The following is a 26,659-nucleotide window of genomic DNA, read 5'->3' on the forward strand; positions in this document are numbered from 1 at the left end:
TTATCAGGAGAACATTACAGGCCGCATGTCAACCTGCCGTGTAATAATTTTTGCGCAGCTCAATCGTGTCTACGCGATCATTCTCCGTTGAGAAAACCAGAAACGGGTTGTCCCATGCCCCGTACAATATCGTAATGCTCTGCTCCGTATCGCCTGTTTTCAGGCCTCTCGGCGTTCGGAAACGAGGGGAACAAGCCGTGATATTGCATATCTTTCCATCCATATTTTCGGTGTCTTCTCCTGCGAGCCGCCGCATGACGGAGATCTTCAGGTCATTCGATTGATAATTTTCGATTGCGTAATTCAGTACATACGCCTTATCGTCTGACGGCTGCAATTCCGCAGATATATCGCTCGGAAGCTCCGAAAATGCCATGCCTGTCGCAAGCCTGTTTTCCGGATTCGTACTGTCGATCAGGCAATCGTCGTTCTGCACTGTGGATATAATAACCATTTTATCCGCCGCATAGCGCAGCGAATTGATGCCGGGCGCATACCGATCCGGAGCATCCACTCCGGTGAAGCCCAGCGGAAAGTATATCATCCCGTCATGCCGGACAGGTGTCCGGTCGGCCGCGGCATTATAATACATCCCGCTCGAATCGGCCGGAAAGCATCTGACAGGAGCATCGGCAACGACGTTTTCGCCGTTTACCGCATAATTGTTTTTTCCGACATGGTATTCCGCCGTATATGCGGAAAATTCAACTTTCGCCGTATCGCCATATTCACGGTACGTCCCGCCAAGGGCCTCGGTAACTTCTTGCAGAGGAACATAAAAAGTGTGGTCCTGAATATACGGCTTGCCTGCGAGTTCGAACGCTTCGCCGTTCCGGTATGCCGTATTTTCTCCGGCTGTCAGCGTCAGCGTCTATTCGCCGGCCGTTGCCGGCGGTGCGCTGTCTGCCGAAGCAAAATATATAATCAGTATCGTGGCTATAAGCAAAATGCAGCGCTGTATCGTTTTCATAGGTTTTCTCCTCATTCACTAGAAATGTTTCCATGTTAATCAGATAAGAATATTTATATTGCTTGTATAACCAGAAAATCAGTTTACATTTCTTTCGTCTGGATGTCCTTACTAAATGACCGGTCAAAAAACAAGATCATCAATAAAGGAGATGTTTCAAATGAAAGCCATGCTTTTCCAGTCCACTCTTTATCATCATGCTTCTGATAACAGTCTGACTGATTGCCTTGCTACCGACTATGTCTTTACTCCCCTTGAAAAGCCGATTGCAGATGCGAACGCTGAAAAGATGACAGAAGCTATCAAGGCTCTGCTCAGCGTAAGATCCGGTAAAACCACGAATATCTGGATCGGCACTCCTAACGTCAACTCTACCAATGCCTGGTCTGATTATACCGCTGCTCAGCTGACTCAGTTTATCCAGGATGTTTATGATGAGTTAGATGAGTTCGAACGCAATAAAGTTGTCGGTGTTTACATGACCCAGGAGTCTATCTACGGTGACATGGACTACAACAATATTCTTGGCGGTACGAAACCCGCAAATAATCAGATTCGGATTATGAAGCAGGTTCGTGATTATGTCAAGGCAGGGCACGTTCATGGTACCCAGTTCATGTGGTGCCCGTACTACGGCTATGGAGATAATGCCGCAACGATTATCAAAAAGATCGGACATGTTGCAGATAAGGTTCAGATTTTTGACTATGTCATTCTCCAGCCTCATGTCATTTTCGATGCCTCTACTACAAAGGGCAACCTGAATGGTGTAAAGTACAGTGTTGATCGGAACAAGGTATGCTATCGCGATAATGTCAATGTCATTGCCTCTAAGGTTTCGGCCACTCAAATCGGTTATGAAATGGAATTTCTTGAAGATAATCGCGTTTTTGACAACTACGAAAGCACGTTTGCGCCCTATAAGAACAAGCCATGGATGTTCTACTGGCAGGGGGATGATCCCAATCCCGCAGTAAAAGCAATTGCAAATTGGTGTTAATGGAAAGGCTCCGCGTCGCGGAGCCTTTTCTTTATTGTGTTAACCGATTGTACATCCGTTCAATGGTTACGATAGCCTGCTCGCCGGTATAACCGCCGTCCGGATGGAATTCGTTATTCTCCTCGCCTTTCATGATACCGATATTCTGCATGGTGTAGATGCTGTCGCGCGACCAGTCGCCGAACCGGGCGTCATCGGCGTATTGCTTACTGCCCTCCACAGTTTCCGTGCCGCCAAGCGACTTGTACAGCCGATTGAGCATCGTTGCGGCTTCTTCGCGCGTGATGAACGCATACGGGCGAAACGTCCCGTCCTCGTAGCCGGTGACGATGCCGAGCGCCGCCGCGACTGCAACATTTTCATCCTCGCAGTCAGAAAAAGCTGCGTCCGGTATGTTTTCCGGAACAGAACTCATCTTGCTGTACAGATTGACTGCCAGCTCACAGAAATCCACGCGCGTGATGTCGAGTCTGGGATAATGAAAAATAGACCCCAATCCATGCTCGTGTGCGGCGGCCACGTCAGGCCTTGCCCATGTGCTATATTTATCTAACCATGACGCACCGTATTTATCTATGTCTGAAGGCAGTTCGGTTTCTCCGCCTTCCTTATCGACTAGATAAAGCTTAGTACCACGTTTACCGATATAGCGATTATCCTGCCAGTCTAGCTTATCGAAATCATTTTTGCTGACAAATTTGCCGGTCTTGTCAATCAATCCGTATTTTCCGTTGCCATATGCGCCTTTCACAGAACCTTCCCACAAAGTGCTTCCTGTCTGAATGGCCATCAGTCCGTTGTGAAACACGGGCGTGCTGATTGCAACACCGCCGTCAATGTCATCGCGGAGCATATTCATATTTTCGTCAAACAGAACCAGCTTTGGAATATCATATTGGATGGTTGTCGGCTCCTGATAATAGATAACATCAGTTAAAGGACGTTTGGCATAAATACCAACGAAAAAGTAGCCTTCATCTGAAACGCTCATGCAGATTCCTTCTACCGGCAGATCCATCGGCGTTATATTTCCGTTTTCATCGGAAAGATAGAAATCCGAACAGTGTTCCTTACCCAGAATTTCCTTCGACAACAGAATTTTATTGTCAGCAAGCACATCTATCGTATCATATTCGAGAGGAATAACCATTTCTCCGGTTTCTATATTGACAACGCCGTCCAGAAAACCATATTTTATGTAGCCATCTATATCGAGACTGATGGTGTAAAGGTTTTTCGATGGCACAAGCGGCGATGCGTATCCACCATAACCATCACCATCGATAAAATACATACTCTTATCATTCTCATTCTGCCATTGCTGCTGCACCTGTGTAATACTGGATTGCAGGGCCTCCTGCGGTGTGACAGTTCTAACCGCCCCGGCACAGACCGCCATGCTGCCGGCGATGAGCGCCGCCGCGATCAAGTAACGTAATTTTTTCATGCTCTACTCCTCCTTGTTCTGTGGTCTGATATAGTGGTATATATAGTATAACATTTCAGACAGTCAAAATGTGACATGGCATCTCTGCACAACTTAATTTTCATGCGAATGTCACACTACGGCATCGTTAATTGTTATTATTATAATTAGGTTTACATTTGGATGTCAATACGCTCTTGATCCATTGAAAGGTTGACAGCCGCCTTTGGCTGCGTATAATTTTGTATAAGAGAAAGGTGGTTGTCGTATGAAAAAAATCTGTTTGGTATTATCAGCGCTGGCATTATGCTGCACCATGTTGATCGGAGCCGGAGCAGCAGGCACATCTTCGCAAATGTCGCTTACGCAGCAGGCAATTACGCATTTTCAACAAAGCCCACCAGAAGAGGATACCAGTTATCCGGGATATCCGACATGGAAAACTTGGCAAATTGACAGCTGCGAGGTTTTTCCGTGTCGACTGATCGAGGAAAAGGACATCTGGGAGCTGATATTTACCCCGAGTGACGATAGAAGCCGATGGATCTGTGCGGTCGATCTGTCCGCCGGAAAGATCATCACACCGCTGTTCAACGGCAGCATGTGGAAAGCTGCGAATGATCAGCTGCTGCTGGAGACCGGCGGCAGGTATCAGCTGTGTGACCTGAACGGTAGCTTGACCGATGTATCCATTCCTCATACCGGTCATGTACTGGCAGTCGATGATCAAGGATATGTCCTTTGCCAGTACCCGGTCACCAGAACTGTGCGGACCGATAGCGGCACAATGCCGTACACGTTCCATCAGTACACGCTGCTGGGGCCGGATTTTTCCGTCCTGCTTGATAATATCGATGAGTATTACAACGTTGGTCAGTATGATTACTCTTGTGATAGCGAGCTATTTTATAACGGCCTTGTCGCCGTTCGCGTGGGCGCGACTGACTGGTATCTGCCGGACGGCGGACCGTGGCCGCGGCTGTATTTCAACAGTAAATATATGTTCATCGACCGCAGCGGCAAAACGGTGAGCAGCAGCCGCTACGATGAGGTATCACACGAAAATGACCGCTGGTTCGGCTGTCACGGTACGACCGAGTATCTGTTGGACAGCAACGGAAATGAGCGCGAACAGGCGAATTACTGCTATTTCCCCAGCACTTGGGCTGAAAATATAGTCGAACAAGCGGAGAAAGACGGACTCCGACTGTCCTATCATACACCATACCGCCTGAATATCCACCGCGATGAATTCTGCGAACTGGCTTGGCAGACTATTCAGACGGTAAGCCCAAACATCAATCTGCCTGAACTGGCACAGCCGTTCTCCGACTGCGATGAAGACATAGTACGTCAGATCGCGGCACTCGGTATTGTTACCGGTTATGAGGACGGCACCTTCCAGCCCACGCGCGAGCTTTCCCGACAGGAAGCGGCGGTTATCCTGCAGCGCCTTTATACGGTGCTGTATGGAAATATCGAAGTCAGTCCTACGCTCTATGCTGACAACGGAAGTATTGGCGCATGGGCAAAGGATTCTGTCTATGCGATGAGGCAAACCGGTATCATGCAGGGCGTAGGAGCGAATCGATTCGATCCGAAGAATGGCTATACTTGCGAGCAGTCGATCATCACAATGCTGCGCATGACAGAAATAAAACCAATGAATAACTGAATAGAATAATCCGCTGCAACATTTGATGCTGCAGCGGATTGTTTTACTGGTGGAGCCGATGCTTACGCAGCTTTCTTCGTCCTCAGCCCCATCGCCCGTACCTGCAATTCCTGCGAATACAGGCGGAGGGTATCGAACTCGCTGTCGGTTTCGTCAAGCTGGCGGCGGAAAAGTTCCTCGAACCGCTGCCTTTTCTCCTCAAGCTCGCGGATACGCTTTACCCAGCGTTCCAGAATAGCGGGACTTTGCGTACCATTGTTGATGAGGTGCGCGGCGCGTTCCTCGTACTCCTGCGCTTCGCGGCGCACGAGCGCGTAAAACTCGGCGGTCATTTTCTCGCGCTGCTTATCGTCGTCCGCAACGTAAAAACTGTTCACCACAAGCGGCTTGTCACTGCGGTTAGCCTCGTTCAGTGCTTCAAGAAAGTCCTCAAAAAGGTCTACCTTGTGCATTTGATGGCGCGGCACGAAGTACAGCTTGCCGTAAATCGAAATTGGCAAAGCGTCCAGTGACGCAAGGTAATGCGTTACGATCGTGTCGATCTGACTGCGGCCAAGGCAGTTGCGGTAAATCTCAAACCGCTGCTCCATCTCGCGACAAAGCTGTGGGACATCAACGGTCGTATCGTTCTGTTCAATATTGCAGAACATGGCATCGCGGTCGCGGTCATAGCACACATTCGCCAGTTTCTCGTACTGATTGGTGCTCAAACCCACAGTTTCGCGCACCAGTTCGCGCGAATAGATCTGTCCATCGCGCATATTGTCGCGGCAGTAGATGCGGAAAATCTCCTGCGAGCCGTGGCTGTTCTGTGTGATACTGCGTGTCACACGACCGGTCGCGTTACGGAATGCGTCCACGACCGAAATGCGCCGCGCGGCATACGGGAAGTTCATGGACAGGCAGATGCGCGTGAAATCGTCCTTGTCTACCAGCACATCGGCCAGCGAATAATAGACAAATTTTCCGAGAAGCTGGTTTTCGTCAAGGTTTTCACCCTGAACGATCATAAAATTGTTCTGGTTATTCATAAAAATTCTCCTTCAGCAGATTTTTTGTGCGGCAAGATAATCATCAATACCGTTGCAGGTTTCGTTCCATAATAACGTCCGGCATGGAAGTCCGCAGTCGGCAATCATCTGCCGCAGCCGCTTTCGTGCGGCTACAACTTGCGGATTGCGCAGCTTATCCATGTCAAATGCCTCGTAAACGGCAGTCAAATGCAGGTTTTTCAGTGTTTCCGGCAGATATTTGATTGCAGACACGCCGGGTACGCAGAGAAACAGCGTATCGCCGGACAGTGCACTGGCGGCATCGCCTTTCAGCGGTCCTTCGGTGATAACGGCGGTAGTTTTTGCACGATTGCCAGTCACATGAACCCAGCTTCGCGCAGGTGTGCCGCAAGGCCGGCCTGCACCGGACAGCCAGACATATTTCATGCGCTCGGCACTGTCGCGGCGGATTTGGATACCCTGTATGCGTCCGTCCGTATCGCGGACGGGAATCAGCAGACCGCTGTACGCACAGAGCCGCCAAGATCCGTCCCGAAAATAAAATCCGGGTATTCCGTTGAGGTCGAAACGGGCGGAAAGCTGCGCGGCAATGCTGTCGCGCAGTTCTTTTCCGTCTGCAAGGGTGCGGTAGCTGTTTCCGCGGATTTTCCGTTCGGGAAGACCGCGATGCAGCAGGTTTTGGTGATGTTCTGCGGATAACGGCAGCAGCCCAAGCATTGCACGATACACCGCGTCACGCTTTTCGATTGATGCAGGTTCGCGTTCCGGCGCTTTTGGAACATTCGGCAGAGGAAAATGCAGCATCCGGTCGGCTTCCAGCTCGTGATACGCATTTGCATAGGACAAACCGGTGCGCCGCGCGTACAGGCTTACTGCATTTCCGTGCGCGCCGCAGTGAAAGCAGTGGTACTGCTCGGTATCGGGATAAAGATACAGCCGCCGCTTGCTTTCGCCGCAGAACGGGCAGTTGATATGCATGGTTTTCCCCGTGTTCCCCACGGAAAGACCGCTTTTACGTGCGGTTTGCAGAATTGGGAAAGTGATAAGACTCATACGTCACCCTGCTTTCTGCTGCATCGGTTCAGCCGCCTGCACCTGCAAGGTCTGGCCGCTGACAACGCGCGTCAGAATAAGCTGACCGGCGTGCTGCGCCGCGCCGAGGTCGCAGAGCGATTCGGAATTGTCCACGAACAGCGGGTAATTCCGCCCGCTGAGCCGTGACAGCAATTCCACAACCTCCAGTCCGCAGCGCATACGCTCGGACAGCGAAAGCTGCACATAATCGCGGCCGTCGTAGGTCAGCTTGAACACATCATGCACTTCGCCGCTGGATTTGCTCGCTTCGATGAGCTTTAGCGCGGCCTTGTGCATTTGCAGCGGCGCGAACAGAAGCTGTGCGCGTTCTGCCTGATAGGCTTTGGCGGCGGTCAGTTTGTCGTTCAAAACAGCGATTTTCGCATCAAGGTCGCTTAATGCCTGTTTCTGCCCTTGCGGCAGACCGGAAAGCAGCTTGCAGATAGCATCAATTTCGCTTTCCAGGCGGCCTTTTTCGGCGGCAAGGCTGCTGTACTGCGTCTGTTCCTCGGCGGTCAGACCGCCGAGAACACGCACTGCCGTCAGTTCTTTGATACGCGCCTTGATGAGTGCTTTCTGCTGGTCTGCGGTGCTTGCGGACGAGATTTTCTGCAATTCCTGCTCCAGACGAGCAATTTCAGACGCTTTCCAGCTTTCAAATTGCGTCTTTCGCGTCTGCTCCTCTTTGTTCAGCGTTTCGGCCTGCTTCCGCAGCGCTGTTCCGTCCGTGCGTATCTTCTGCAACCGCTGACGATAGGCAGACTGCACCTCGGATAAGCCTTGTGCGTCCATGCGCCGCAGGCAGGTCGGACACGCGCCCTGCTTTTGCAGGTAGCCGAGCCGCGCACTTTCATCGCTGTACCGTCCGTACAGCATTTGCAGGTCAAGCTGCATTTTCTGCAACTTTGTGGTGTTTTCGGAAGCATAGCCACGGGAATGTACCGCTTTCAGCCTGTTTTGCAGTTCGGAACGCACCGTTTCGGCGGAATTATCCTGTACCGCGTCATACTGCGCGGACAGTTTTTGCAGTTCCGCGTCTATCGCGGAAAAATCCTGTGCGTTCTGCCTTTTCTCCAGTGGAGCAAAGGCTGCCGCAGCGTGAGCAAGCCGAGCCTGCTTTTCGGCAAGGTCTTTTTGCAGCTTTGCACGCTGCATTTCGGTCTGCTCCATCTGTCCGTTCAGCACCAGACGGTCCTTCTCGAGTTCTTTCAGTTCCTCGCGGCGGAACTTGACATAGGTTGCCGGAACGGAAATTGCTTCGTCTTTCAGCAGTTCGCGCATGGTTTCGCTGAGTTTGCTCAGCACGGTTTCATGCGATACGGGAGCAAGGTACTGCTCAATCAGCTTTCGTCCGTCCCCGCCGAGAACTTCCGCGAAGTACAGCGGATTGAGCAGCGAAAGAATAAGGTCCTTACTGCCGAATCGTTCCGCGAAACGTTCCTGCGTGGTGGTCGCGCCGTCCACGGAAAGCACGGTGCGGCCGTTCTGCCGGATACGGTGAACAGTATGCGTCTTGCCTTCATCGGTGCGCAATACAGCTTCCACCCACATCATGGCCGCGCCGCTGTGGTGCAGCCGGTCTAAGTCGCGCCCGCCGAAATACGGTGCGCCGGTCAGCGCAAACGCGATCGCGTCCGCAATTGAGGATTTGCCCTGATAATTGTGTCCGATGATTTTGGTAAGCGGCCCAAGTGTCCAGCTTTTTTCGCCGGAAAAGCCGCGAAAATCGCAGAGAGAAAGCTGTGTGATAACAAAACCAGTCATGTTCTTCACTCCTTCACACCGCTTGATAGTCTGTCAGTTCATAGTAACTGCCGTTTGCGCTGTTTCGCTGCACGATAGACGCGGTTTTCAGAGAAATACCGCCGGCCAGGCCGGGGTTTGTGCCATAACTGAACGCTTTCAATGTATGACCGTCCGGCGTGGTGAGGTCAACCCAGACCGCGTTCGGATAGCTGTCCATCGGTGCGGGCGTCAGGCCGTTTACAAGGTAGCAGTTCGGTGCATTATTGCTGTTCTGCGCGGTGCAGAGCCCCAGCTTTTGCAGCTTGTCGACATAGTATCGCGTGAGTTCGGCAGGATTTGCAATACGTTTTTTCTCGTCCAGCGTCACCCATTTGGCATCGAAAAGATACAGATACCGCCCGATGCCCCAGAGAACGGCCGCGCGTTTGAAGCTGTCCGAAATGCCGCCCTTGATGCTCTCAAAGTCGGTGTTTTCCGCGCCGTCGATTTTCTCGATCCACTCGCACTTTTCCTCGTCGTAGATGGAAAGGCCGCAGAGCTGTGACGCGACCGGCGTGCGGTCGGCTTCGGGATTTTCGCCGCGGGACGGCTTGGGAATGTACTGGTGCCACGGAATGTAGCGCGTGCGCCAGCAGAACGGGCCGACTACATGATCGAGCCGTGTCTGAATGGCGCGGCTGGTGATGTACGGCACCGCCAGACCGGAACGCTGGTGTACCTTGGTGATACGCCACTCCACATCGGCGGAGGGAAATGGTTCGCTCAATCTGCGGTAGAGTTCAGAGGCATTCATGCGGCACCTCCCAGAAAATCCGAAAGGGTTTTGCCGGACGAAATCAGCACGTTTTCGTAGTAATACGCCGGTGTCTTGTCTTTCAAATGCTCGAACAGCTCACGCGCGCCGAGGTTCAGCCGCGTCTGCTCCGGTCGGTAGTAATCATCACCGAACGGAACGGCCATGACACGGTGCAGAAGCGTCCGCAGTTTGCGGGGCGTGTCGTAGCCGGTGAACACATTGGAGCCGACACACAGCGAAAATCCGCTGACATTGGGAAACGGGCACTTGAACAGCGCGGTTTCCGGTGTCAGTTCGCCCTGATCGGCGACCGCAAGCCGGAAATTCTGTAATCTGCCGCTGTTTATCGTGCAGGACAGCAGAAGCCGCGGCACGGGAAAGTTCTCGTAAGCGGTGTTATGATAGAAAACGTCATAGCAGCCGCAGTCGCTTGCAAGCGTCACGGTCCACTGCTCCTTGTGCGCGGTGAGAGCCACGCAGTTCGGCGGCAGCAGACCGCTGTGCAGCGGCGGTGCGTAGGTATGCTGACGAATTGCCCGCATCAAATCCTCGTTTTCGATGAATTTGACGCTGCGCAGACCGTTCTGGTCGATACATTCGGTTTTTACCTGCGTTTGCAGGGGATCGAAATGCAGAATGGCTTCTCGGATCATGCTACGCCGCCTCGCTTTCTGTAAGCTGCGGAAAGACGATCGGTTCACCGGTCAGCATATTTTGGTGTTCCAGCCTTGCTGTTTCCAGTGAAAAGTACGCCATGACCTCTAAAATGCCGTTCAGCAGACCGTCGAGCTCGTAGAACTGTTCGCAGTAGATCCAGACGGACAGGCCGAAGCCACGTTTGTGGTGCGTCTGCGCAACAACTCGAAAACAGCAGTTGTATGGGCAGGCATCGAGCAGGATGTCGTAAACATCATTGCAGATTTCCTGATAATACGGATCGTTTTTCAGGCGGATACCCAGATTATCTGCGTGTTTCCGGACCTGTGCAAGACAGCGGCGAATGACCGCGTCCGAGAAGTACAGACGCTCACAGGTTTCGCTTTCGTCCCAGCGGACATCAACGAAATCCGCCGCCGCTTCGAGCAGTTCCCACCAGTTAGCGTAGAGAAAATCCTCATCGCAGTCGATGCTGCTGCCGCAGTTTTCTTTGTATGCTTCCAGTCGTCCGGCGTGATAAAAAGACTGCACGACCGACAACTGTTTCAGCGCATACGTCAGTTCTTCGTAATATTCCATAAAGTTCTCCTTGTTTCTTTAGACAAAATCACAGTCTGCTTGTACTGCGGGACGGGTATTGACCGCCTGCTGATACAGACCGAGAGCAGAGCAACCGCCGTCGGCCTGTTCACAGCGTTCGATTAGCGCATCAATACAGGTCTGGTCGAATGCGTCCATATCGAGATCATCGATCGACACGTTTTCTCCGTTCAGCAGAGGGAAAATAACCCTTTCAAGCAGATAAGACTCCCCGATGTGTTCATCAGGGAGTCCTTCCGCAGAGGGCAGTTCCGCAAGGGCATTAACGAATAACGAGAGGTTTAATTTCGACATAGATACTCCCTCCGTTCATCACGCCGCCCTCCGTCCGGAGAGCAGCGGTCTGACGTTTACGGTTCGGCTGGAGAATGTCGTCATGCGGGTGACGAGTTCTCCGGCGGCCAGAATGTTGTACAGCATACACAGCACGAGCGTTGCCGCCATGATGTTCGCTGTAATGGCCTGCAGCGCGGAAACAGACGCTTCCGCGCAGGACCGTTCGGACGGGAATTTGTCCGTTGGTTCGAGAATATCCGGATAAAATCGTGCAACCGGTTTCTGTACGGTGCGGCCGCCTCGGCGGATACCGCAGACCACCTGACCGCTGGAAAGGCCGTTGCCGGAGTCGATGTAAATGAGTTCACGCATCTGATAAAAGACGCTGTTGCAGAGCTGACGGCTGCGGTTGTTGTCCACCGCGCCGATCAGAATGACAAGCGCGTTCCGCTGATTGGGTGTCAGCAGATTTTTAAGCTGCTGTTCACTCTCTGCGAAGCGGTCCGAAAAGCAGGTTTCCATGCCGAATGCGCCGGAATAGCGCGTTGCCAGCACTTCTGCCTTATTCTTGCCGAGATCGGACGCGATGAAATTCTGCCGAACGAGGTTCTTCTTCTCCACGATGTCGCCGTCACAAAGAATGACCTTAGACGGACGGAACAGCGCGTGCAGCAGGCGGTACAGGTGCGGTGCGATATGACCGCCGGTGCCGCCGCAGCCGAGCATCACGATGTGAACGGGGCAGTCTGTCCGAAAGCGCATCACGCTGCCTCCCTTCGGTGGGCGTGAACGGCGGTGAGCCACGCAGTCGAGAACGGCACATCGGTCCGTTCACAGACCTGTTCGGCGGGAATTTCAATGTGCTGTCCGCCGCAGGCAAACCGGCAGCGGATCTCGGGATAGAACCGGTCCAGCCGTCCGATGACCATGTACAGGCGCGTGGCCTGTTCGTCCGCATCGTCCGTCCTGGAGAACTGCGCCGCCATCATGTTATGCGAGTGAACCTCCATCACGAGATAATAGCGGCTTTCGTCCGGGCGGTCTGAAAGATCTGTTTCCACGCTGACTGCGGTAGCCTGCTGCGTCGGAACGTGCAGGATATATTCCTGCTCCACGCGGTCCCAGTACACATTGACGAGCGCTTCCATGCAGCGGTCATGCGCTATGCAGACACGGCGGAAGAACGAGATGATTTCCGCGAGCTTGGCGGCTGGAAGCCGGGGCAGGTTCATCTGAAACCCTGCCCGTACCATGTCCAGCTCCACGATTTTCGAGGACGGCGCGATAAACGTACCGATCTCGTTGCGGCGCATTTCGTAAATCTGCCCGTTCTGCGAAGGAATATAGCAGATAGGCGCGTTCGCTTTTTCTGCCGCATCCACGCTTTCGCAGACTGCCTTGTATGCAGGGAAAGGAAGAATTCCCTTCTTCTGCGCGGTGACGGTAGGCTTGACGCTGCAAACCGGCAGTTTATCCGCAGGCTTGCGCTTTTTCAGTGCGTCCCTGAACTTCTTACTCTGTTCCATCTTGGATTTCGCGTCATAGATCGTGCTGTTTACGTCAGTGATACGTTCGCTGAAGCCGGCGTAGCTGAGCGACCACGAAACATGGGCGCGAGCCTCCAGCTCCGGACAGTCTGCCGACATCTTGACGCGAAGCTGCTCAAAGGTCATTCCCGCGTCCTTGATTTCGTCCTGAATGGAAGCGTAGTCAAATACGGGGCGACTTTGGGCACTTTTCGCCATAAGTTCCGTGAGGGTATCTTCCTCGCTCTGCTCTACGACTGCGCCGAACAGGTCAACAATGTTGTCCGGCTTAGGTGCAGCAGGTTCGGAAACGGTAGAGAACTGTGGTTCGACGGCGGGTGATGGTTCGGGAACGGTCGTTGCGGGGGACGCAAACAGTTCGTCCAGATTCATGGGGTTCGGATTGTTTTCGGTGTTCATAAGGGTTCCTCCTTGTTGTTTTTCAGGCAAAAAAAGACCATGCAAGTCCGCAAAAGGATCTGCATGGTCTGATTTGTCTGTTCAGGTTTCAAAGCATTTGTTACGGCCTAAGGGTAGAAAAACGCCCGGGCGGGATACGTTGACATGAAGTTACTTTGACCTGTTATGTGAGTAGTGTAGCATGTTTTGTAGGGGCGGGATAGTTGAAGATTGTTCCGAGGAAAATAAAAATACGGCATGAATGGTATCATACCGTATCAGAATTGAATTTATGTTTCATTTTGCCGAATTTGTTCAATACAGAAAGATTTCAGTGAGGGAATATCAACAGAAGCCGTTTCCCAAATGATTTCACGACTCATGCTGCCATAGCTGTGTGCGACCATATTACGCATACCTTTCATTGGCCCCTATTGAATACGCTCTCATGTTTTGCGGCGATATTCTTCGGAAAGTCCACCACTGAGTTCACCAATCTGCATAATGGAAAAAGAAATGGAACGCTGATAATCTGCATTTGTGTCAAAAATAGCAAAGGAGTCGCCATAACGGGCAATCGTTTTTTCGATTTCGTTACAATAATCCAGAATATGCTTGATGCGTTGCAAATCAGGCGACAGCATAGGTTTGATGTTGATAAGGAACAAAACCAAATCACACAAAAGACGGCTGAAAAGGCTTGGGTCGCAACAAAATAAGCAAAAACGACACTGTTTTAGAACGGTGCCGTTTTTTGCTGCCCAAATTGCCCTACGCCGTCGCAGAAATGGAGGGCAATTTCAATGGCAGACCCTATCATGTTGGATTACTTCTATGGCATGGAAGCAGACCAGTACACTTTCTATCGCATCCCCAAACTTCTTTTCAGTTCCGCCTACAAAGAACTGTCTGTGGCGGCAAAGATGCTCTATACACTTATGATCGGCATCCCGTGGATGCTTGCCTTTGCGCTTCGCGCAGACGGCTGGTATCTCCGCAGCGACATCATCTGGCGCAAGGGCAATCCCATGCCGGAGAGCTGCAAAGACGCTGACCTACCTCACCGAGCACGGAATCACAGAGTACGCCGCACTGGAGAATCTGGTGACAGAGCAGACCGCAAAACGGGATGCGGCGGTGACAACGATCCGGCAATATGAGCAGCGCATGGAGCGCATTGCGGATCTGCGGACGCATATCGTGAACTATGCCAAGACCCGCGACATCTATCTGCAATACCGCAAGCTGCCAGCCGCGAAGAAGGCGGCGTTTGCCTCAGCGCATGAGGATGAACTGATGCTACACCGCGCAGCGAAGCAGGCCTTTGAGGAATACGGCGAGAAGAAGCTGCCTGCAATAAAGGATTTGCAGGCTGAGTACAAGGAACTGCTGGAGAAAAAGCGTGTTGCCTATGCGAAATATCGTCCACTAAAGCAGCAGGCACAGGAGTTGGAAACCATAAAGAAGAATGTGGACAGCTTGCTCCAAATCGATGCTGCACAGCAGACGCGTGAAACGGAAAAACGTCGGAGCGAACAATCGCAGGCGAGATAAAAACTATGCCGCAGGCGGTATCATTGCGATACTGCCTGCGGCATTTCTTTTGCGCCGATTGGCGCAGGGCTTGTCGAACTTTGGACGGCAATCGAAAACATCCGTTAGGATTTTTCGGGGGGTTGGGGTGCTCCCCAACAAGCGGAAAGCGGATATCCTGTCGGACAATGAGGGAAGTGAAATTGTCCAAAAGGATATCCCTTTCCATTGCTTGCAAAGCCTTCGTTTCGGTGCTCTTACTCCATCTGTGCTGGAAAAGTTTCTTCAAAATCTGAATTAGGTATGTACTTTTTTCAAAAATCGTGTATATTTAATTGCAAGACTGTGCTATACTAAGTAGCAAAGGAAGGAGCGATGAATAATGGACCTAAAACGCATTTCTATAGGTAATTTCAAGTCGCTGTATGATACCTCGTTTGAACCCGGAAAAATCAATGTGTTTATTGGGGCAAATGGTTCTGGTAAATCAACTGTGCTGGAAGCCATAGGTCTTTTGAGCGCGGCAATGACTGACCGTGTAGATGCTGCCAGCTTGCAGCGCCGAGGTGTGCGACTGAGTGTACCTACCCTCTATAAGTCAAACTTCAAAGATATTAAGCGCAGAAATCCGACCATCAACTTATCATTGGAATGGAATGACAACGACACGAAGCATGATTTTCGGTACGATGTGCATCTGACAACACCTACGGATACCGACTATTGGAAGTATCATTCGGAAGCATTTTTTCAGGATGGCATTCCAAAATGGGGGCGCAGCAATGCTTCTCGGCAGCAGAGCAATAACTATATAGGTTTTTTCCTGATCGATGATGATAAAGAACTGGAAAACGGTCGGAAGATTGCGCGCGCACTGTCCAATTACGGAATTTTTCAGCCAAACACCATGACGCTCCGAGGAACGATTCCTGATCCCAGCCAATCTGCTCCTCTTGGATTGAACGGTGGACGACTTGCTGAGTCAATCAAGGAATTGTTGTCTACGGATGACGATGATGTTAAATTTGGTGACATTCTGATGGACGATGTTCTTGAAATGATTGATTGGGCATCCAATATTTCAGTCAATGCACCTAAAAAAAATAACATTAACGCAAATATTCCAACTACGCGTCAGGTCATTGAATTTGCGGACCGCTACATGAAAGACTCTGCACAATTCACCGGATATGATGCCAGTGAAGGTGCCCTGTATGTTCTCTTTATGTTGGCGCTTGCTATGCACCGACAAGGTCCCGCTATTTTTGCGGTAGACAGCTTTGATCATGCACTGAATCCGCATTTGGCAAAGAAAATGACCGAAGTATTTTGTAATGAGATTATCAAAAATGGGAAAACGGCTTTTCTGACTACACATAGTCCATTGGTCTTAGACGGTCTGGATATTACGAATGATGATATTCGTTTGTTTGCCGTAGACCGAAACTCTAAGGGGCATTCTCAAATCACGAGGATTACTGTTTCAAAAGAACTTCTTGAAGAGGGACAATCGCTGTCCAGACTTTGGATCAACGGCAGGCTCGGAGGTGTACCCACGCTCTTATGAAAACGATTGGGATTGTGTGCGAGGGACCAACTGATTTCATCGTCATCAAGTGCATTATTGATATGCTGACCGGCGAGGAGAACCTATACCGCAAACTCCAACCGGAAGAAACATTGGCGGGGAGAAACGGAAACGGCTGGAAAGGTGTTGTGAAATGGTGCCGTGATAATTGGGATGGGCGCGAAAGACTGATGCATCAGGTACAACCGGAAATTGATTTTTTGGTCATACACATGGATGGTGATGTATCACGGAAAGAAAAAGTCGTTCATTGCGAATGTGCATCTTCTGCTGATTGTGACCGCCGAGGAACAGTGGATCCATTAGATTGCGATAAAACTCCAGAAAGTCGCGCCGCGTGTCCCATTCAGCTGCCCTGCATGGATCACGGTGCGCCCATTGGAGGCTACATAAATCATTTAACGCATCTGATAAGTGAAGGTAAGCCATATCGTGACGATGTCTGTATTGTCATTCCGTGCGACAGTATTGAGGCATGGATTGTCGCGGCATACGACAAAAATGGCGATGCTGAAAAGATCGAAAATCCGTGGGAAACCATTATTTCAAGGCGGAAAACTTATCATGAAATCAGGGTAAGAGGTTCCAGTAAAAATCAGCGGACTTTTTCGGATTTTGCCGATGCAGTTTGTGAAAATTGGTCGGATGTCACGCGAATATGTGAGAGTGCTTACAACTTTGAACAAGACATTCTCCGCCTTGCTGCACAAGTATAAGTTTCAAGCGAGAGCTACCTTTTGAGGGAACGCTCTCGCTTTTTACTTTACGCCAATTTCTGCTCTCCCTATTGACAAGATAGGTTTCCCTCTGGTATATTCCTCACATTACTCACGATTGGAGGGAACCAACATGAAGCAAAAATGGATTTTGACCGGAACAGCGCTCATGCTTGTCGCAGCGCTGACCGGATGCGGGAGCAATGCTCCGACAAGCTCCCAGCCGCAGAGCAGCCAGCAGGCAAGCTATATCAGCATGGACGCGGCGCAGAGCGCGGCGCTGGATGCTGTAAGCATTACGGCGGCAGACGCGAATTTCTCCGCAACCACGCTGGACGATGTGGCGGGCATCACCTGCTACAAAGTCGAGTTCAGTGCAGGTGGCTATGACTACGCCTATTCAATTAACGCCGAGAGCGGTGAGGTGCTGGAGGCAAGCTATCACGAACAGGCTGTTGCCGCGAGCATCCCGGACGGCAGCATGGACACGCCCACGACATAGCCGAGCACCACGAACCCCAATGTAGGTGCGGTCACGACCTCACCGGCGCAGAATCCCACGCCCAGCACAGGTAGCGCGTCGGTCAGCGGCATGGTGGATGAGGGAAAAGCGTTGGAGATCGCCCTTGCCCATACAGGCGTGAAAGCGGCAGATGCGACCGTCACCAGGTCCCGACTGGACTACGAGGACGGCAGGCAGGTCTATAAGATCGAGTGGTACGCGAACGGCGCGAAGTATGACTATGAAATTGTCGTTGCGACCGGTGAGATTGTGAACTCCAGCTACGAAGCGAAAACCGTGGTCGGCACAGGCAACAGCGCCACCGTCAGCGAAGCTGCGGCACAGCAAACTGCTCTTGCCCTCGTGTCCGGGGGCAGCGAAAAGGACATCTACGAGTGGAAGCTGGACTACAATGATGGACGCCCGGAGTATGAGGGCAAAATCATCTACGGCGGCACGGAATATGAGTTTACCATCGACGCAACGACCGGCTCCGTAACCGAATGGGACACAGAAGCGGTACACAACTAACGGATACAAGGAGAACGAACATGAACAAAACAGAATTGGTCGCAGCGCTGGCAGAAAAGACCGATGTGAGCAAGAAGGACACCTACAACACCATCAACGCCTTTACAGAAGTTATCATCGAAGCACTCAAGCGGGACGGCAAGGTACAGCTTCCCGGCTTCGGCACTTTCGAGCTTCGGACCCGCGCTGCCCGCACGGGGCGCAACCCGCACACCGGCGAAACCATTGAGATCACTGCCGCAAAAGTCCCTGCATTCAAACCCGGCAAGGCACTGAAAGACGCTATTCAGTAATTTCACCCCACAACACACCGCGCCCCTCGGACGAGTTTCGTCCGAGGGGCGCTTTCCTTTTATGCGGTATGGCAATACCGCATAATTGGACAAGAACGATTTGCGAGTAAATTTTGCGTACTGACGAGACACGGTTTTGCGGTAATACTTGACGTATTACTGTGAAATCGTAACAAAGTCAGGGCACAAAATTTCCGCAAAGCGCCGCAGCTTTAATTGTGCGGTGTTGCCTTATGTATTTCTGATAATTCGGAATGTCGATTCGTCCGCTACGGCTGAGTCGGCGTTGAACAAGACTATGTTAGTTCCTCTTTCATGGATGAGTTTCATTCTTGTGCTTGGATACCGGATTCCCGCAATGCCCTTGCCCTCGCACCACTCGGCAAATAAATGGAACGATTTATAGCATCGTTCTTTTAGTTCATCATCGCTATCGGAATCATCATCAAGAGGTGTGAATATAGCAGTACAAATTTGCTTCAGTAAGTGCTGCCCACAAAATATCTGTGCAACGCATCGTATTTCCTGCTGATGCTGTCGCAGTTTCTTTTTTATCCTGTGCTCGGTAACGGAAGAACCCGACCGCAATTCCTGAATAATCTTATCTGTTTCGGAAATTTGGCGGATTTTGCTTTGCTGAAAAATGTTTTCGACAGTGATGTCCTCATAGTCAAGATCGAGAATCCTATCTTTGAGGGCATCAGGTTGTACTGTAAATTGTGCTATTGTGACATCTTGATTTGGATTGGAAACCCGCATTTCCTCCAAGCAAACCTTTTCGGGATTTTGCGATGGATTATTTGCATCGACAAGATACAAATATCGCTTTCTGGGTGGAGTCCAACGGTTTAGGATATGGTATTTCTCGATGGTTTCAAGCGAAGGTGCTGCCAGTTCGATTGCTTGTGTTCTCGTTTCTTTGCGTCCACGAATGAGTTTGGGATACGATTTGAGTGGATGCCAGAATGCGAGCATAGCTTCTGGCGTCAATGTATCCCAGAAATCATCCATGATCTCCAGAAGATTTTTTCGGAAAATTTCATTTTCGTCAAATTCAGATCGTCGTGCAGGATCTAACTGAGTCCATTGCTTTAAGATGATCTTTTGAATTTGCTCCTGCCATAACTCCTCAAGTAATGCCTGTGACGATTTGCTAATATCGACTGGGGTATATCCGCATATATATTTGGAAAACTGCGACACATACTCAGAGATGACCTCAAAGTCTTGCCCGATGACATCTGCCGAACATGAATACAGAGTGTTCAAAATACCCAGTAGCTTCAGTAAAAAGCCATCGTCAACCTGCTCCCAAACATTTCTGCGGATGAATTTGCTGACCTTGAGCAGTTCTTCTTTATAGGTTGGCATCATGTTCTCAAGATCGGTGAGTTCGTCTAAAATTGTGCGGGGTTTTCGCGGGAACAGTTCCATTTTCGCCACCACCTTTCAATGTAATTATACCAACAACAACAGAAAAGAGCAAGTTTCAGCAAAGCAGATTGTGAAAATGGCTGCGGAGGATGAGCAGGAGTTTGTTCGGCGATTGACCTGCCAGAGCGCGAAAGAACAGGCAGTTAAGACCCGTGTTCTGAAAAAAAACTGGAGTTGAAAGAGCGGCGTGTCAAGGAGTTGGACGGCATTATCAAGCGGCTTTACGAGGACAATATTACCGGCAAACTGTCTGATGAGCGATTCAAAATCTTCTCTGCGGATTATGAGCAGGAAAAGCATTCGCTGCGGGAGGCAGTTGTTGCTCTGCAAAAGCAGTTCGATGACGCCGAGAATACCTGCACGAACATCAGCAGCTTCTTGAAAATGGCGAAACGCTATGCTGACTTCGATGAACTGACACCTGCTATGCTCCGTGACCTGATTGAGAAAATCATCGTTCATGAGGGCGATAAGAGTAGCGGACACCGGGAACAGCGAATTGAAATCTACTACACCTTTATCGGTGCTGCAGAAAGTTCGTAAATCATTGTAAAACGCAAGAAAAAAGCAGCGTAACATACAAAGTACATTACGCTGCTTCTCTCATCAGTTAAAAAACTTCCTTGTTGACATTACGCTTAGAGGTTCACCCTTTCCTTTTCAACAGTTTCACGAAATGTTATGTCACTGGGAACTTGAGCCCGCTGCTCCAAAGCACTGATCGTGATCAAATCAATCTTCTTCCGCAAAGCATCTTCCAAATCACAGTATAAAGCACCGAGGGCAAATAAGCCTTTGAGCGAGGTCCCGGACGTATCAATCAGAAGATCAATATCACTCTCATCAGTTGCTTCTCCGCGAGCATATGAACCAAATGGTAACGAACCGCAACCGGTGCGATACGGCGGCGAATTTCTTCTATGGTGTAAATCATATTCTCGCCTCCCTACAACGAAAATAGCATATCTACACTTATAGCATAGCCGTTTTCAATCAAAAAGTCCATATACCAACCGGAAATCCAGCGTACGAAAGTTTTTCAACTGTTCACCGAGCGCACAATATCATATACTATCCCTATCATCAGGTCAACGTAATCCATTTGTCAACGTATTCCGCCCGGGCCGTATTCTGTCCGGAGCCGTACCAGACCGTTTGAACCTGAGAGAGCCGAGCAAGACCATGTGAATCCCAATTCGGGACGCATATGGTCTTTTCTTGTGTTCAAAACACGAAAAGGAGGAACAAAAACTATGAAATTCATCGCAAACCGGTCTGAATTACTGCCTATCGCCAAACGATGCTGTCTGGTGATCGGGCGGCAGTTCACGACCAAAGAAACCGTCTGCGTCCTGATGGAAGCAGACGAAAAACAGAACCTCGTGCAGTTCACCGCACAGGGAAACGAATGCGTCTTACAGGCGCGTCTGCATTGTCGGGTGGAGCAAGACGGCAAAGCCTTGCTCATCGGCAGCGTGTTTCAGTCCATGCTGGAGCTGTTCGGGGACGAAGCGACTACGGTCGAAACCGACAAGTCAACGATTTCCGTCCGCAACGCGAAAGCAGGCTACCGCTTTACGTTGATGGACACCGCGAAGTATCCTGTTCCCGAACCATGCACGCCGGATTTGCTCACAGAAGCCGGAAACCTCTGCGAAATTGGCGCGAAAGTGCTGTTTTCTGCGGCGAAAAGCAACGGTTGTAATTCGCGTGCGCTGAACTGCGTTCATGTCATGGTGCATGACGGCAGATGGTCCGCGACAAGCTGTGACGGCTACCGCCTGACGGTCGTATCCGAAGATACGAGCCGCACCGAACCGCTGGATCTGCTGCTTTCGGTCGAGGCTATGAAAATCGTGCTGAATGTCTTTCATGGCGTAAAACATTGCAAAATCGGTATTTCTGGAAGCTATGCCGTGTTCTGCGGGCCGCAGATAGTTCTGTATGCAAAGCTGAATGAACAGAAGTTCACGAACGTACAGCCGATTCTGGACGGTTATTGCATGATGCACGAAATCGAGGTTTCGGGGAACGCGCTGCTTGACTCGCTCAAACGAGTGAGTGCCGGCAGCACGAACAATGCCAAACTGCTGCTGAACCAGATAGATAAACACACTCTGCGACTGCAATTTTTGTCCGGCATGGACAGCACGATTACCGGTCAGACCGAGTTGGACTGCACCGTGAGAACACCGCTGCCGCAGGAAGGTTTCTGCTACAACTATACCTATCTGCGCGAAGCCGCGACACTAATGCAAGGTAAAAGTATCGAAGTGCAGTTTGACAAGGGCGGTGCGCTCATGCTGCGTGCAGACAACGAACTGCATTTGCTTTTGCCGCTGCGGCTGCCGAAAACCGAAGCGAAACCCAAGACCGGACGCACGCGCAAAGCGGCGTGAAAAGGAGAACATTATGAAGAAAACGATTCTGATACCGGCCGGTATTGCCGAGAAAATCATTCATTTCAAGCCGGAAAACCGTCTGCTCAGCGCAATAGGGCAGTTTTCGCCGGAACGCCGCAATTTCTGGCATCCGGTGCAGAGTTATTACCTGACGAACGAAAGCATCTGCGAGGCGAACGCATTTTTTCGCCAGCTTCGCAAGTCTGTACTGCATAGCGAACCGGCCATGCGCCGTTTCTGCGCGGCCAATCCCGATGCTCGTCAGCCGGATTTCTGGTGCCCGACTTACGATTTTGCACACTTCGGCATGGTGAATGATTACCGCCTGCGCTGTATGTGCAACCACGGCGATTTCAATTATCTGCTGATGGTTTATCGCAAAAGCAGTTCGCAGCTGAACGGAAAGGCGGCGTGACGATGACTTTACGAGAGAAAATGCAGGCAGTAATGACCGAACTGAACGGCGAAATCGCAGAGCGTGACGAGCTGATTTACGCTATCGCACTGGCACTGCTGTCCGAGAGCAATCTGTTTATTCTGGGCGATCCCGGACAGGCAAAAAGTTTCGTAGTAAACGAGTTCCGCAAGCGCATTACCGGCGCAAAACAGTTTGAACGTCTGCTCTCCAAGCAGACTGACGAGGAAGCGTTATTCGGTCGGCTCGATCTGGCGAGCCTGATCCCCGGAGCCGTACCGGCGCAGGTGCTTGCGAAAGATGCCCATTACCAGAAGATGAAGCAGCAGCTTCACTCTGTTATGCAGGCCGTACAGGCGAATCCCGCAGATACTTCGGCTACGGCACAGCTGAAACAGCTTTCTGAAGCTATGGAGCAGTACCAGAAAGGTCTGTCACTGCTTGTGGGCGGCAAGCCGACCACGATCACCGAGGGCAAAATTCCGGACGCGCATATCGTCTTTCTGGACGAGATCTTCAAGGCCGGTGACGGTATTCTGAACTCACTGCTTACCGTTCTGAACGAAAAACGCTACACAAACGAGGGCGTGACCGTGCAGATTCCGGTGATCTCGTTCTTTTCCGCATCGAATGAAATTCCGAATTTCCGCAACAAGGAAGAACAGATTCTCGCGCCGCTGTATGACCGTTTTCAGCTCAAAGTGGTGACGCACAATGTCCAGAAACGCAAGGCGCGGCTGAAGATCCTGCACGAAAAGCAGAGTACGCGGTTTGGCACAGTGACGGCGACCGTTACACTGGACGAACTGTACGCCATGCAGTCCGAGGTGAAAGCCGTTGTCATTCCGCCGTCGATCAACGAATTGATGGACGATGTACTGTGCGAACTGCGCCGCCAGAGTATCACGGTTTCCGACCGCAAATTCTTCGGTTTCGGACGTATCGCACAGGCGGCGGCATGGCTGAACGGCCACGCGGAAGTGCAGCCGAATGACCTGCTTTCGCTCAAAAACTACCTCTGGAACGAGCCGAAAGAAATCGAAACCGTGTGTGCCGTGCTGGAAAAGCTGTGCGACAATCCGCTGCGTACTCGCCTTGAGGAACTGCTGCACAAGGGCAGGGACGCTTTTGAGGCGTTCAATGCCGCGCCGTCCGTCAAGGCACTTGTGCCGCTGCGAAGTGCGTTCGCTGCACTGTATCAGGAGTGGCGCGCGCTTGATGACAGCGCACAGTCTGACAAACAGCGTGCGCAGACCGCGCAGACACTTGCCGAGTTGGAAGCACTCAATCGCAAAGCGCATGATGCGTGCCGTTTTTCGTACAGCACGCTGGAAGAACTCAGTATTTTGCAGACCGCATAAGGAGGAAAAGCTATGTTAAACCAGATTATTTTGATCGGTCGCTTGACCAAAGATCCCGAACGGCGCGGCCAGAACAGCGAAAAGCCGGTGGCCGTTATCCGTCTAGCGGTGGACCGCGATTTCAAGCGTGACGGTGATCCGGACGCGGACTTTTTTAACTGCTCCGTGTTCGGCAATCAGGCGAAATTCGTGTTGGAATACGGCAAAAAGGGACGTTTGGTGTCCTTGGTGGGCCGTATGCAGCAGCGCGAGTGGACTGACCAGCAGACAGGCGAAAAGCACACGGTCTACGAGGTTTCCGGTTCGGACATCAAGTTTCTGGACAAGAAACCGGAGAATGTCGGTACGCCTGCCGCACAGAACCATGCCGCACAGAACATGGCACCGCCTGCACCGGTACAGCCGCCGATGAACGACTATCCGCAGCCCATTCCGGGCGCGGCCGCGCAGTATCCGACACCGGATTTCTCCGGTGTGCCGGACAGCTATGCGTGGGGGCCGGGCGGTGCGCCGATGGACAATCCGCCGTTCTGATAACAAAACCGAAAGTGCCGCAGAGTAATACGCTCTGCGGCACGATTTTTAGAGGAGAAAATTATGAAATACAGATTTTTTACATTGAAACAGGCAGAAAACGCTCTGCGCCTTGCCGAAAAAAACGTTGCGCCGCGAATTGATGAGGTGTTCCGCCCAACAAGGCTGGAGCAGATGATTTTTGAGAACGCGGGCGGCGATGCCGAAAACAAGGCACTGACCGAACTGTTCCACTTGCTGTACGCTTCGGAACATCGTCCGACAGAAGCGGATTCGCGTTTCTCGGCGGCGAACTGCCGTGCGGCAGTGGTGAATATGCTGCAAAATCAGCCGGAATACGGTGAATTTCGGCGTTTCTGCGCGGGAAATGATTTCGTTGCGATAGAAACCGCGAAAATGCTGGTGCAGACTGTTTCGGAGATAGAAAAGCACTTGATGGACGCGCTCGGCAAACTGCCGATGGTTTTGTCAAGGCTTTACGAAAAACAGAACCGTTTACATGAAAAAGTGCAAAGCAATCTCGCAAAAGTGCAGAATGACAGCACAGAACTGCCGGAAATATTACACTCGGCAGAACAGCTTGCAAGCGTTGCCGAACAAATCGGAGTCGTTCGCACTATGCTGTCCGACACGCTCCGTAAGCAGCTTTCGCAGAAGGAAGCTGCCTTACAAACGGCAGCGCAGGAAAGTCTGGAAACTGCCCGAACGGTGGCATATGCGTCTGCCTGCTGGGGTTCAGAGCCCGGAAACGGCACAGAAAAAGCACAACAGAACCAAGAACTGCTCTGCAAGCTGAAAGAAAACGACTATCTGCGTGACATTACGCGCCAGCTTGGCCGCATGAAAGAGGTGCTTTCCGCATTGCGGAAGAATGGTTATGCGCATGGTCGCGGCGAAAAATTCTCACTGACGCGCGGCCGCGATTTGAAAAACCTGCTGTCCGGTGAACTTGCGCTGTTAGCGTCACCCGCAACTATGCCGCTGTTTCTGCGGCGGTACAATGCGAAAGGGCTGACACAGTACGCCAAGCGCGAGAAGATCCGCAAGGGCGGCGGTGATGTGATCGTCTGTCTGGACGAGTCCGGCTCGACCTGCGGCGAAAATGCCGCATGGGGCAAAGCACTGGCATTGGCCGTGCAGGACATCTGTGCCCACGAGGGCAGAAAGTTTGCGCTGATACACTTTTCCGGCAAAGATGAAGTGCGTACCGACCGTTTTCTGCCGGGAAAATTCACCGCCGAGGAACTTCTTGCGGCCGCAGAGCATTTCTTTGACGGCGGCACGGATTTTGAAACGCCGCTGAAAGAAGCACTGCGCCTGATGGACGAAGAGGCCTTTGAAAACGCCGATATTCTGTTCATCACGGACGGTTACTGCGATATTTCGGACAAATTAGCCGAAAAGTTGCAGAATGAAGTTTCTGACGCACGGTGTTCGGTGATCGGTCTGCTGATGGACCAGGACTCGCCGGGAGAGGCGTTTTCGCTGGAATGGTTCTGCGAGAGGGTATTGCGAATGAGCCAAGTCAGCCATATGGATATTGAACAGCAGCTTTTCAATCATAATGTCCCATAACGATTGCGGTTACGACTCCATTTTCGACTTTTACATGTAATAAATCGTCTATTATTCCATCTCGAACCGAAGGAGAACCGTATAAATCAAGATAACGTTCCTCACTGTCACCAACTCGCAGACCACGCACCGTCTTATGCCGCCAGAACAGCCATCGGCGCGTTAGCGGAATTTCGTCCGGGGCAACGGTTAGAATAACACGATTACGCTCCTTATCCCATTTTGCTGCCATCATATATTTTTCCTGAAGGTATGTAATGGGAGTGTATACTACATTATCCTGTAACAAACCGACCACTGTTACCGTGTTTTGCTGTATGGTAAATGTTTTTTCATCTATACTGCCGCCCAGTCTGCTGACTACTTCATTTATCGGTACATACGGCTCATTCTCATGCCAAATCACAGGATTCTGTAAAGAAATTTCCTCTCCGTTCTGTAATGCTGCGGTACTGCCGATTTCTATGCTCAGGGAAATATTGGTTCGTTCCAGATAGTTGATTCGCCAAAAGGCTATCCCGATTGCTAAAACCAGTGAGATAATCGGAATGATGTATGTTTTCAGAGATTTCAGCATGGCAGAGTTCCTCCAAATAGTTTTCTATATAAGTATAACA

At 51.1% G+C, this 26,659-nt stretch carries 30 protein-coding genes and 2 pseudogenes; 15 read left to right on the forward strand and 17 right to left on the reverse strand.

Annotated elements, in window-relative coordinates; genetic code table 11:
• Positions 1-28: 28 nt before the first annotated feature.
• Together H8S02_RS01485 and H8S02_RS12800 are read right to left on the reverse strand one after the other, a co-directional pair.
• Positions 29-544, reverse strand: coding sequence for a hypothetical protein (locus tag H8S02_RS01485; protein WP_186968914.1), 516 nt, complete (start codon positions 542-544; stop codon positions 29-31).
• An 87-nt stretch (positions 545-631) separates the two neighbouring features.
• Positions 632-868, reverse strand: a pseudogene (locus H8S02_RS12800) (stalk domain-containing protein); the annotation flags it as partial.
• A gap of 262 nt (positions 869-1,130) precedes the next feature.
• On the opposite strand from H8S02_RS12800, the gene H8S02_RS01490 reads away from it, so the two are divergent.
• Positions 1,131-1,970 (forward strand): hypothetical protein, encoded by an 840-nt coding sequence (locus H8S02_RS01490; RefSeq protein WP_186968915.1) that lies wholly within the window; start codon positions 1,131-1,133, stop codon positions 1,968-1,970.
• Between the two features lie 31 nt (positions 1,971-2,001).
• Here the strand turns inward: H8S02_RS01490 and H8S02_RS01495 are convergent, their stop codons facing one another.
• Positions 2,002-3,417, reverse strand: coding sequence for an S-layer homology domain-containing protein (locus H8S02_RS01495; protein WP_186968916.1), 1,416 nt, complete (start codon positions 3,415-3,417; stop codon positions 2,002-2,004).
• A 247-nt stretch (positions 3,418-3,664) separates the two neighbouring features.
• Here H8S02_RS01495 and H8S02_RS01500 point away from each other — a divergent pair, with 247 nt between their 5' ends.
• Positions 3,665-5,071, forward strand: a complete 1,407-nt coding sequence (locus tag H8S02_RS01500; RefSeq protein WP_186968917.1) for an S-layer homology domain-containing protein — start codon at positions 3,665-3,667, stop codon at positions 5,069-5,071.
• 62 nt (positions 5,072-5,133) lie between these two features.
• Here the strand turns inward: H8S02_RS01500 and H8S02_RS01505 are convergent, their stop codons facing one another.
• The 11 genes from H8S02_RS01505 to H8S02_RS12445 form a co-directional block, all read right to left on the reverse strand.
• Positions 5,134-6,102 carry a DUF6744 family protein gene (locus H8S02_RS01505; RefSeq protein WP_186968918.1) on the reverse strand — a complete coding sequence of 323 codons (969 nt, stop codon included), beginning with the start codon at positions 6,100-6,102 and terminating at the stop codon, positions 5,134-5,136.
• Between the two features lie 12 nt (positions 6,103-6,114).
• Positions 6,115-7,137 (reverse strand): CHC2 zinc finger domain-containing protein, encoded by a 1,023-nt coding sequence (locus H8S02_RS01510; RefSeq protein ID WP_279287258.1) that lies wholly within the window; start codon positions 7,135-7,137, stop codon positions 6,115-6,117.
• A gap of 3 nt (positions 7,138-7,140) precedes the next feature.
• On the reverse strand, positions 7,141-8,922 hold the full coding sequence (locus H8S02_RS01515) for an AAA family ATPase (protein WP_186968920.1): 1,782 nt from the start codon (positions 8,920-8,922) through the stop codon (positions 7,141-7,143).
• Positions 8,923-8,935: 13 nt separating this feature from the next.
• On the reverse strand, positions 8,936-9,697 hold the full coding sequence (locus H8S02_RS01520; protein WP_186968921.1) for a Rad52/Rad22 family DNA repair protein: 762 nt from the start codon (positions 9,695-9,697) through the stop codon (positions 8,936-8,938).
• Positions 9,694-10,353: a hypothetical protein gene (locus tag H8S02_RS01525; RefSeq protein ID WP_186968922.1), complete on the reverse strand. Its 660-nt coding sequence runs from the start codon at positions 10,351-10,353 to the stop codon at positions 9,694-9,696. Before H8S02_RS01525 ends, H8S02_RS01520 begins: the two co-directional genes overlap by 4 nt.
• 1 nt (position 10,354) lies before the next feature.
• Positions 10,355-10,936 (reverse strand): hypothetical protein, encoded by a 582-nt coding sequence (locus tag H8S02_RS01530; RefSeq protein ID WP_186968923.1) that lies wholly within the window; start codon positions 10,934-10,936, stop codon positions 10,355-10,357.
• Between the two features lie 18 nt (positions 10,937-10,954).
• Complete coding sequence (locus H8S02_RS01535) at positions 10,955-11,251, reverse strand: hypothetical protein (protein WP_186968924.1); 297 nt, start codon at positions 11,249-11,251, stop codon at positions 10,955-10,957.
• An 18-nt stretch (positions 11,252-11,269) separates the two neighbouring features.
• Complete coding sequence (locus H8S02_RS01540; protein ID WP_186968925.1) at positions 11,270-11,995, reverse strand: ThiF family adenylyltransferase; 726 nt, start codon at positions 11,993-11,995, stop codon at positions 11,270-11,272.
• Positions 11,995-13,179 carry a Mov34/MPN/PAD-1 family protein gene (locus tag H8S02_RS01545; RefSeq protein WP_186968926.1) on the reverse strand — a complete coding sequence of 395 codons (1,185 nt, stop codon included), beginning with the start codon at positions 13,177-13,179 and terminating at the stop codon, positions 11,995-11,997. The genes H8S02_RS01540 and H8S02_RS01545 overlap by 1 nt, the downstream gene beginning before the upstream one ends.
• 269 nt (positions 13,180-13,448) lie before the next feature.
• On the reverse strand, positions 13,449-13,583 hold the full coding sequence (locus H8S02_RS12440; RefSeq protein WP_243166353.1) for a HepT-like ribonuclease domain-containing protein: 135 nt from the start codon (positions 13,581-13,583) through the stop codon (positions 13,449-13,451).
• Positions 13,584-13,604: 21 nt separating this feature from the next.
• Positions 13,605-13,802: a hypothetical protein gene (locus H8S02_RS12445; RefSeq protein WP_243166354.1), complete on the reverse strand. Its 198-nt coding sequence runs from the start codon at positions 13,800-13,802 to the stop codon at positions 13,605-13,607.
• A 294-nt stretch (positions 13,803-14,096) separates the two neighbouring features.
• Here H8S02_RS12445 and H8S02_RS12870 point away from each other — a divergent pair.
• The 7 genes and pseudogenes from H8S02_RS12870 to H8S02_RS01585 form a co-directional block, all read left to right on the forward strand.
• Positions 14,097-14,237 (forward strand): annotated as a pseudogene (locus H8S02_RS12870) (site-specific DNA-methyltransferase); the annotation flags it as partial.
• 25 nt (positions 14,238-14,262) lie between these two features.
• A complete protein-coding gene (locus tag H8S02_RS01560) occupies positions 14,263-14,712 on the forward strand; it encodes a hypothetical protein (protein WP_186968927.1) in 450 nt (149 codons plus the stop codon).
• A gap of 361 nt (positions 14,713-15,073) precedes the next feature.
• Positions 15,074-16,258, forward strand: coding sequence for an AAA family ATPase (locus tag H8S02_RS01565; RefSeq protein WP_186968928.1), 1,185 nt, complete (start codon positions 15,074-15,076; stop codon positions 16,256-16,258).
• Positions 16,255-16,995 (forward strand): hypothetical protein, encoded by a 741-nt coding sequence (locus tag H8S02_RS01570; RefSeq protein ID WP_186968929.1) that lies wholly within the window; start codon positions 16,255-16,257, stop codon positions 16,993-16,995. Before H8S02_RS01565 ends, H8S02_RS01570 begins: the two co-directional genes overlap by 4 nt.
• A 133-nt stretch (positions 16,996-17,128) precedes the next feature.
• On the forward strand, positions 17,129-17,497 hold the full coding sequence (locus tag H8S02_RS01575) for a PepSY domain-containing protein (RefSeq protein ID WP_186968930.1): 369 nt from the start codon (positions 17,129-17,131) through the stop codon (positions 17,495-17,497).
• A gap of 90 nt (positions 17,498-17,587) precedes the next feature.
• A complete protein-coding gene (locus H8S02_RS01580; protein WP_207722039.1) occupies positions 17,588-18,028 on the forward strand; it encodes a PepSY domain-containing protein in 441 nt (146 codons plus the stop codon).
• A gap of 20 nt (positions 18,029-18,048) precedes the next feature.
• Positions 18,049-18,321 (forward strand): HU family DNA-binding protein, encoded by a 273-nt coding sequence (locus H8S02_RS01585; protein ID WP_186968932.1) that lies wholly within the window; start codon positions 18,049-18,051, stop codon positions 18,319-18,321.
• 231 nt (positions 18,322-18,552) lie between these two features.
• Here H8S02_RS01585 and H8S02_RS01590 read toward each other — a convergent pair whose 3' ends face one another.
• A complete protein-coding gene (locus H8S02_RS01590; protein WP_186968933.1) occupies positions 18,553-19,755 on the reverse strand; it encodes a hypothetical protein in 1,203 nt (400 codons plus the stop codon).
• 174 nt (positions 19,756-19,929) lie between these two features.
• On the opposite strand from H8S02_RS01590, the gene H8S02_RS01595 reads away from it, so the two are divergent.
• On the forward strand, positions 19,930-20,298 hold the full coding sequence (locus tag H8S02_RS01595) for a DUF4368 domain-containing protein (RefSeq protein ID WP_186968934.1): 369 nt from the start codon (positions 19,930-19,932) through the stop codon (positions 20,296-20,298).
• 95 nt (positions 20,299-20,393) lie between these two features.
• On the opposite strand, the gene H8S02_RS12455 is transcribed toward H8S02_RS01595, so the two are convergent.
• Positions 20,394-20,588 (reverse strand): hypothetical protein, encoded by a 195-nt coding sequence (locus H8S02_RS12455; protein WP_330601914.1) that lies wholly within the window; start codon positions 20,586-20,588, stop codon positions 20,394-20,396.
• Between the two features lie 420 nt (positions 20,589-21,008).
• Between H8S02_RS12455 and H8S02_RS01605 the strand changes: the two genes are divergently transcribed.
• From H8S02_RS01605 to H8S02_RS01625, 5 genes are all read left to right on the forward strand, one after another.
• Positions 21,009-22,154: a beta clamp domain-containing protein gene (locus H8S02_RS01605; RefSeq protein ID WP_186968935.1), complete on the forward strand. Its 1,146-nt coding sequence runs from the start codon at positions 21,009-21,011 to the stop codon at positions 22,152-22,154.
• 13 nt (positions 22,155-22,167) lie between these two features.
• On the forward strand, positions 22,168-22,572 hold the full coding sequence (locus tag H8S02_RS01610; protein WP_118722174.1) for a hypothetical protein: 405 nt from the start codon (positions 22,168-22,170) through the stop codon (positions 22,570-22,572).
• 20 nt (positions 22,573-22,592) lie between these two features.
• Entirely contained in the window at positions 22,593-23,933 is a 1,341-nt protein-coding gene (locus H8S02_RS01615) for an AAA family ATPase (protein ID WP_243166355.1), read from the forward strand.
• Between the two features lie 12 nt (positions 23,934-23,945).
• The gene (locus H8S02_RS01620; protein WP_186968937.1) at positions 23,946-24,467 is read left to right on the forward strand and encodes a single-stranded DNA-binding protein; all 522 of its coding nucleotides are present in this window, start codon (positions 23,946-23,948) and stop codon (positions 24,465-24,467) included.
• A 63-nt stretch (positions 24,468-24,530) separates the two neighbouring features.
• Positions 24,531-26,042 (forward strand): vWA domain-containing protein, encoded by a 1,512-nt coding sequence (locus H8S02_RS01625; RefSeq protein WP_186968938.1) that lies wholly within the window; start codon positions 24,531-24,533, stop codon positions 26,040-26,042.
• On the opposite strand, the gene H8S02_RS01630 is transcribed toward H8S02_RS01625, so the two are convergent.
• Positions 26,023-26,619, reverse strand: coding sequence for a stalk domain-containing protein (locus tag H8S02_RS01630; RefSeq protein WP_186968939.1), 597 nt, complete (start codon positions 26,617-26,619; stop codon positions 26,023-26,025). The two genes, H8S02_RS01625 and H8S02_RS01630, sit on opposite strands and share 20 nt — an antisense overlap.
• Positions 26,620-26,659 lie beyond the last annotated feature (40 nt).

Origin of the sequence: Agathobaculum hominis (assembly GCF_014288055.1) — a bacterium.
In the GTDB taxonomy this organism is placed as follows: domain Bacteria; phylum Bacillota; class Clostridia; order Oscillospirales; family Butyricicoccaceae; genus Agathobaculum; species Agathobaculum hominis.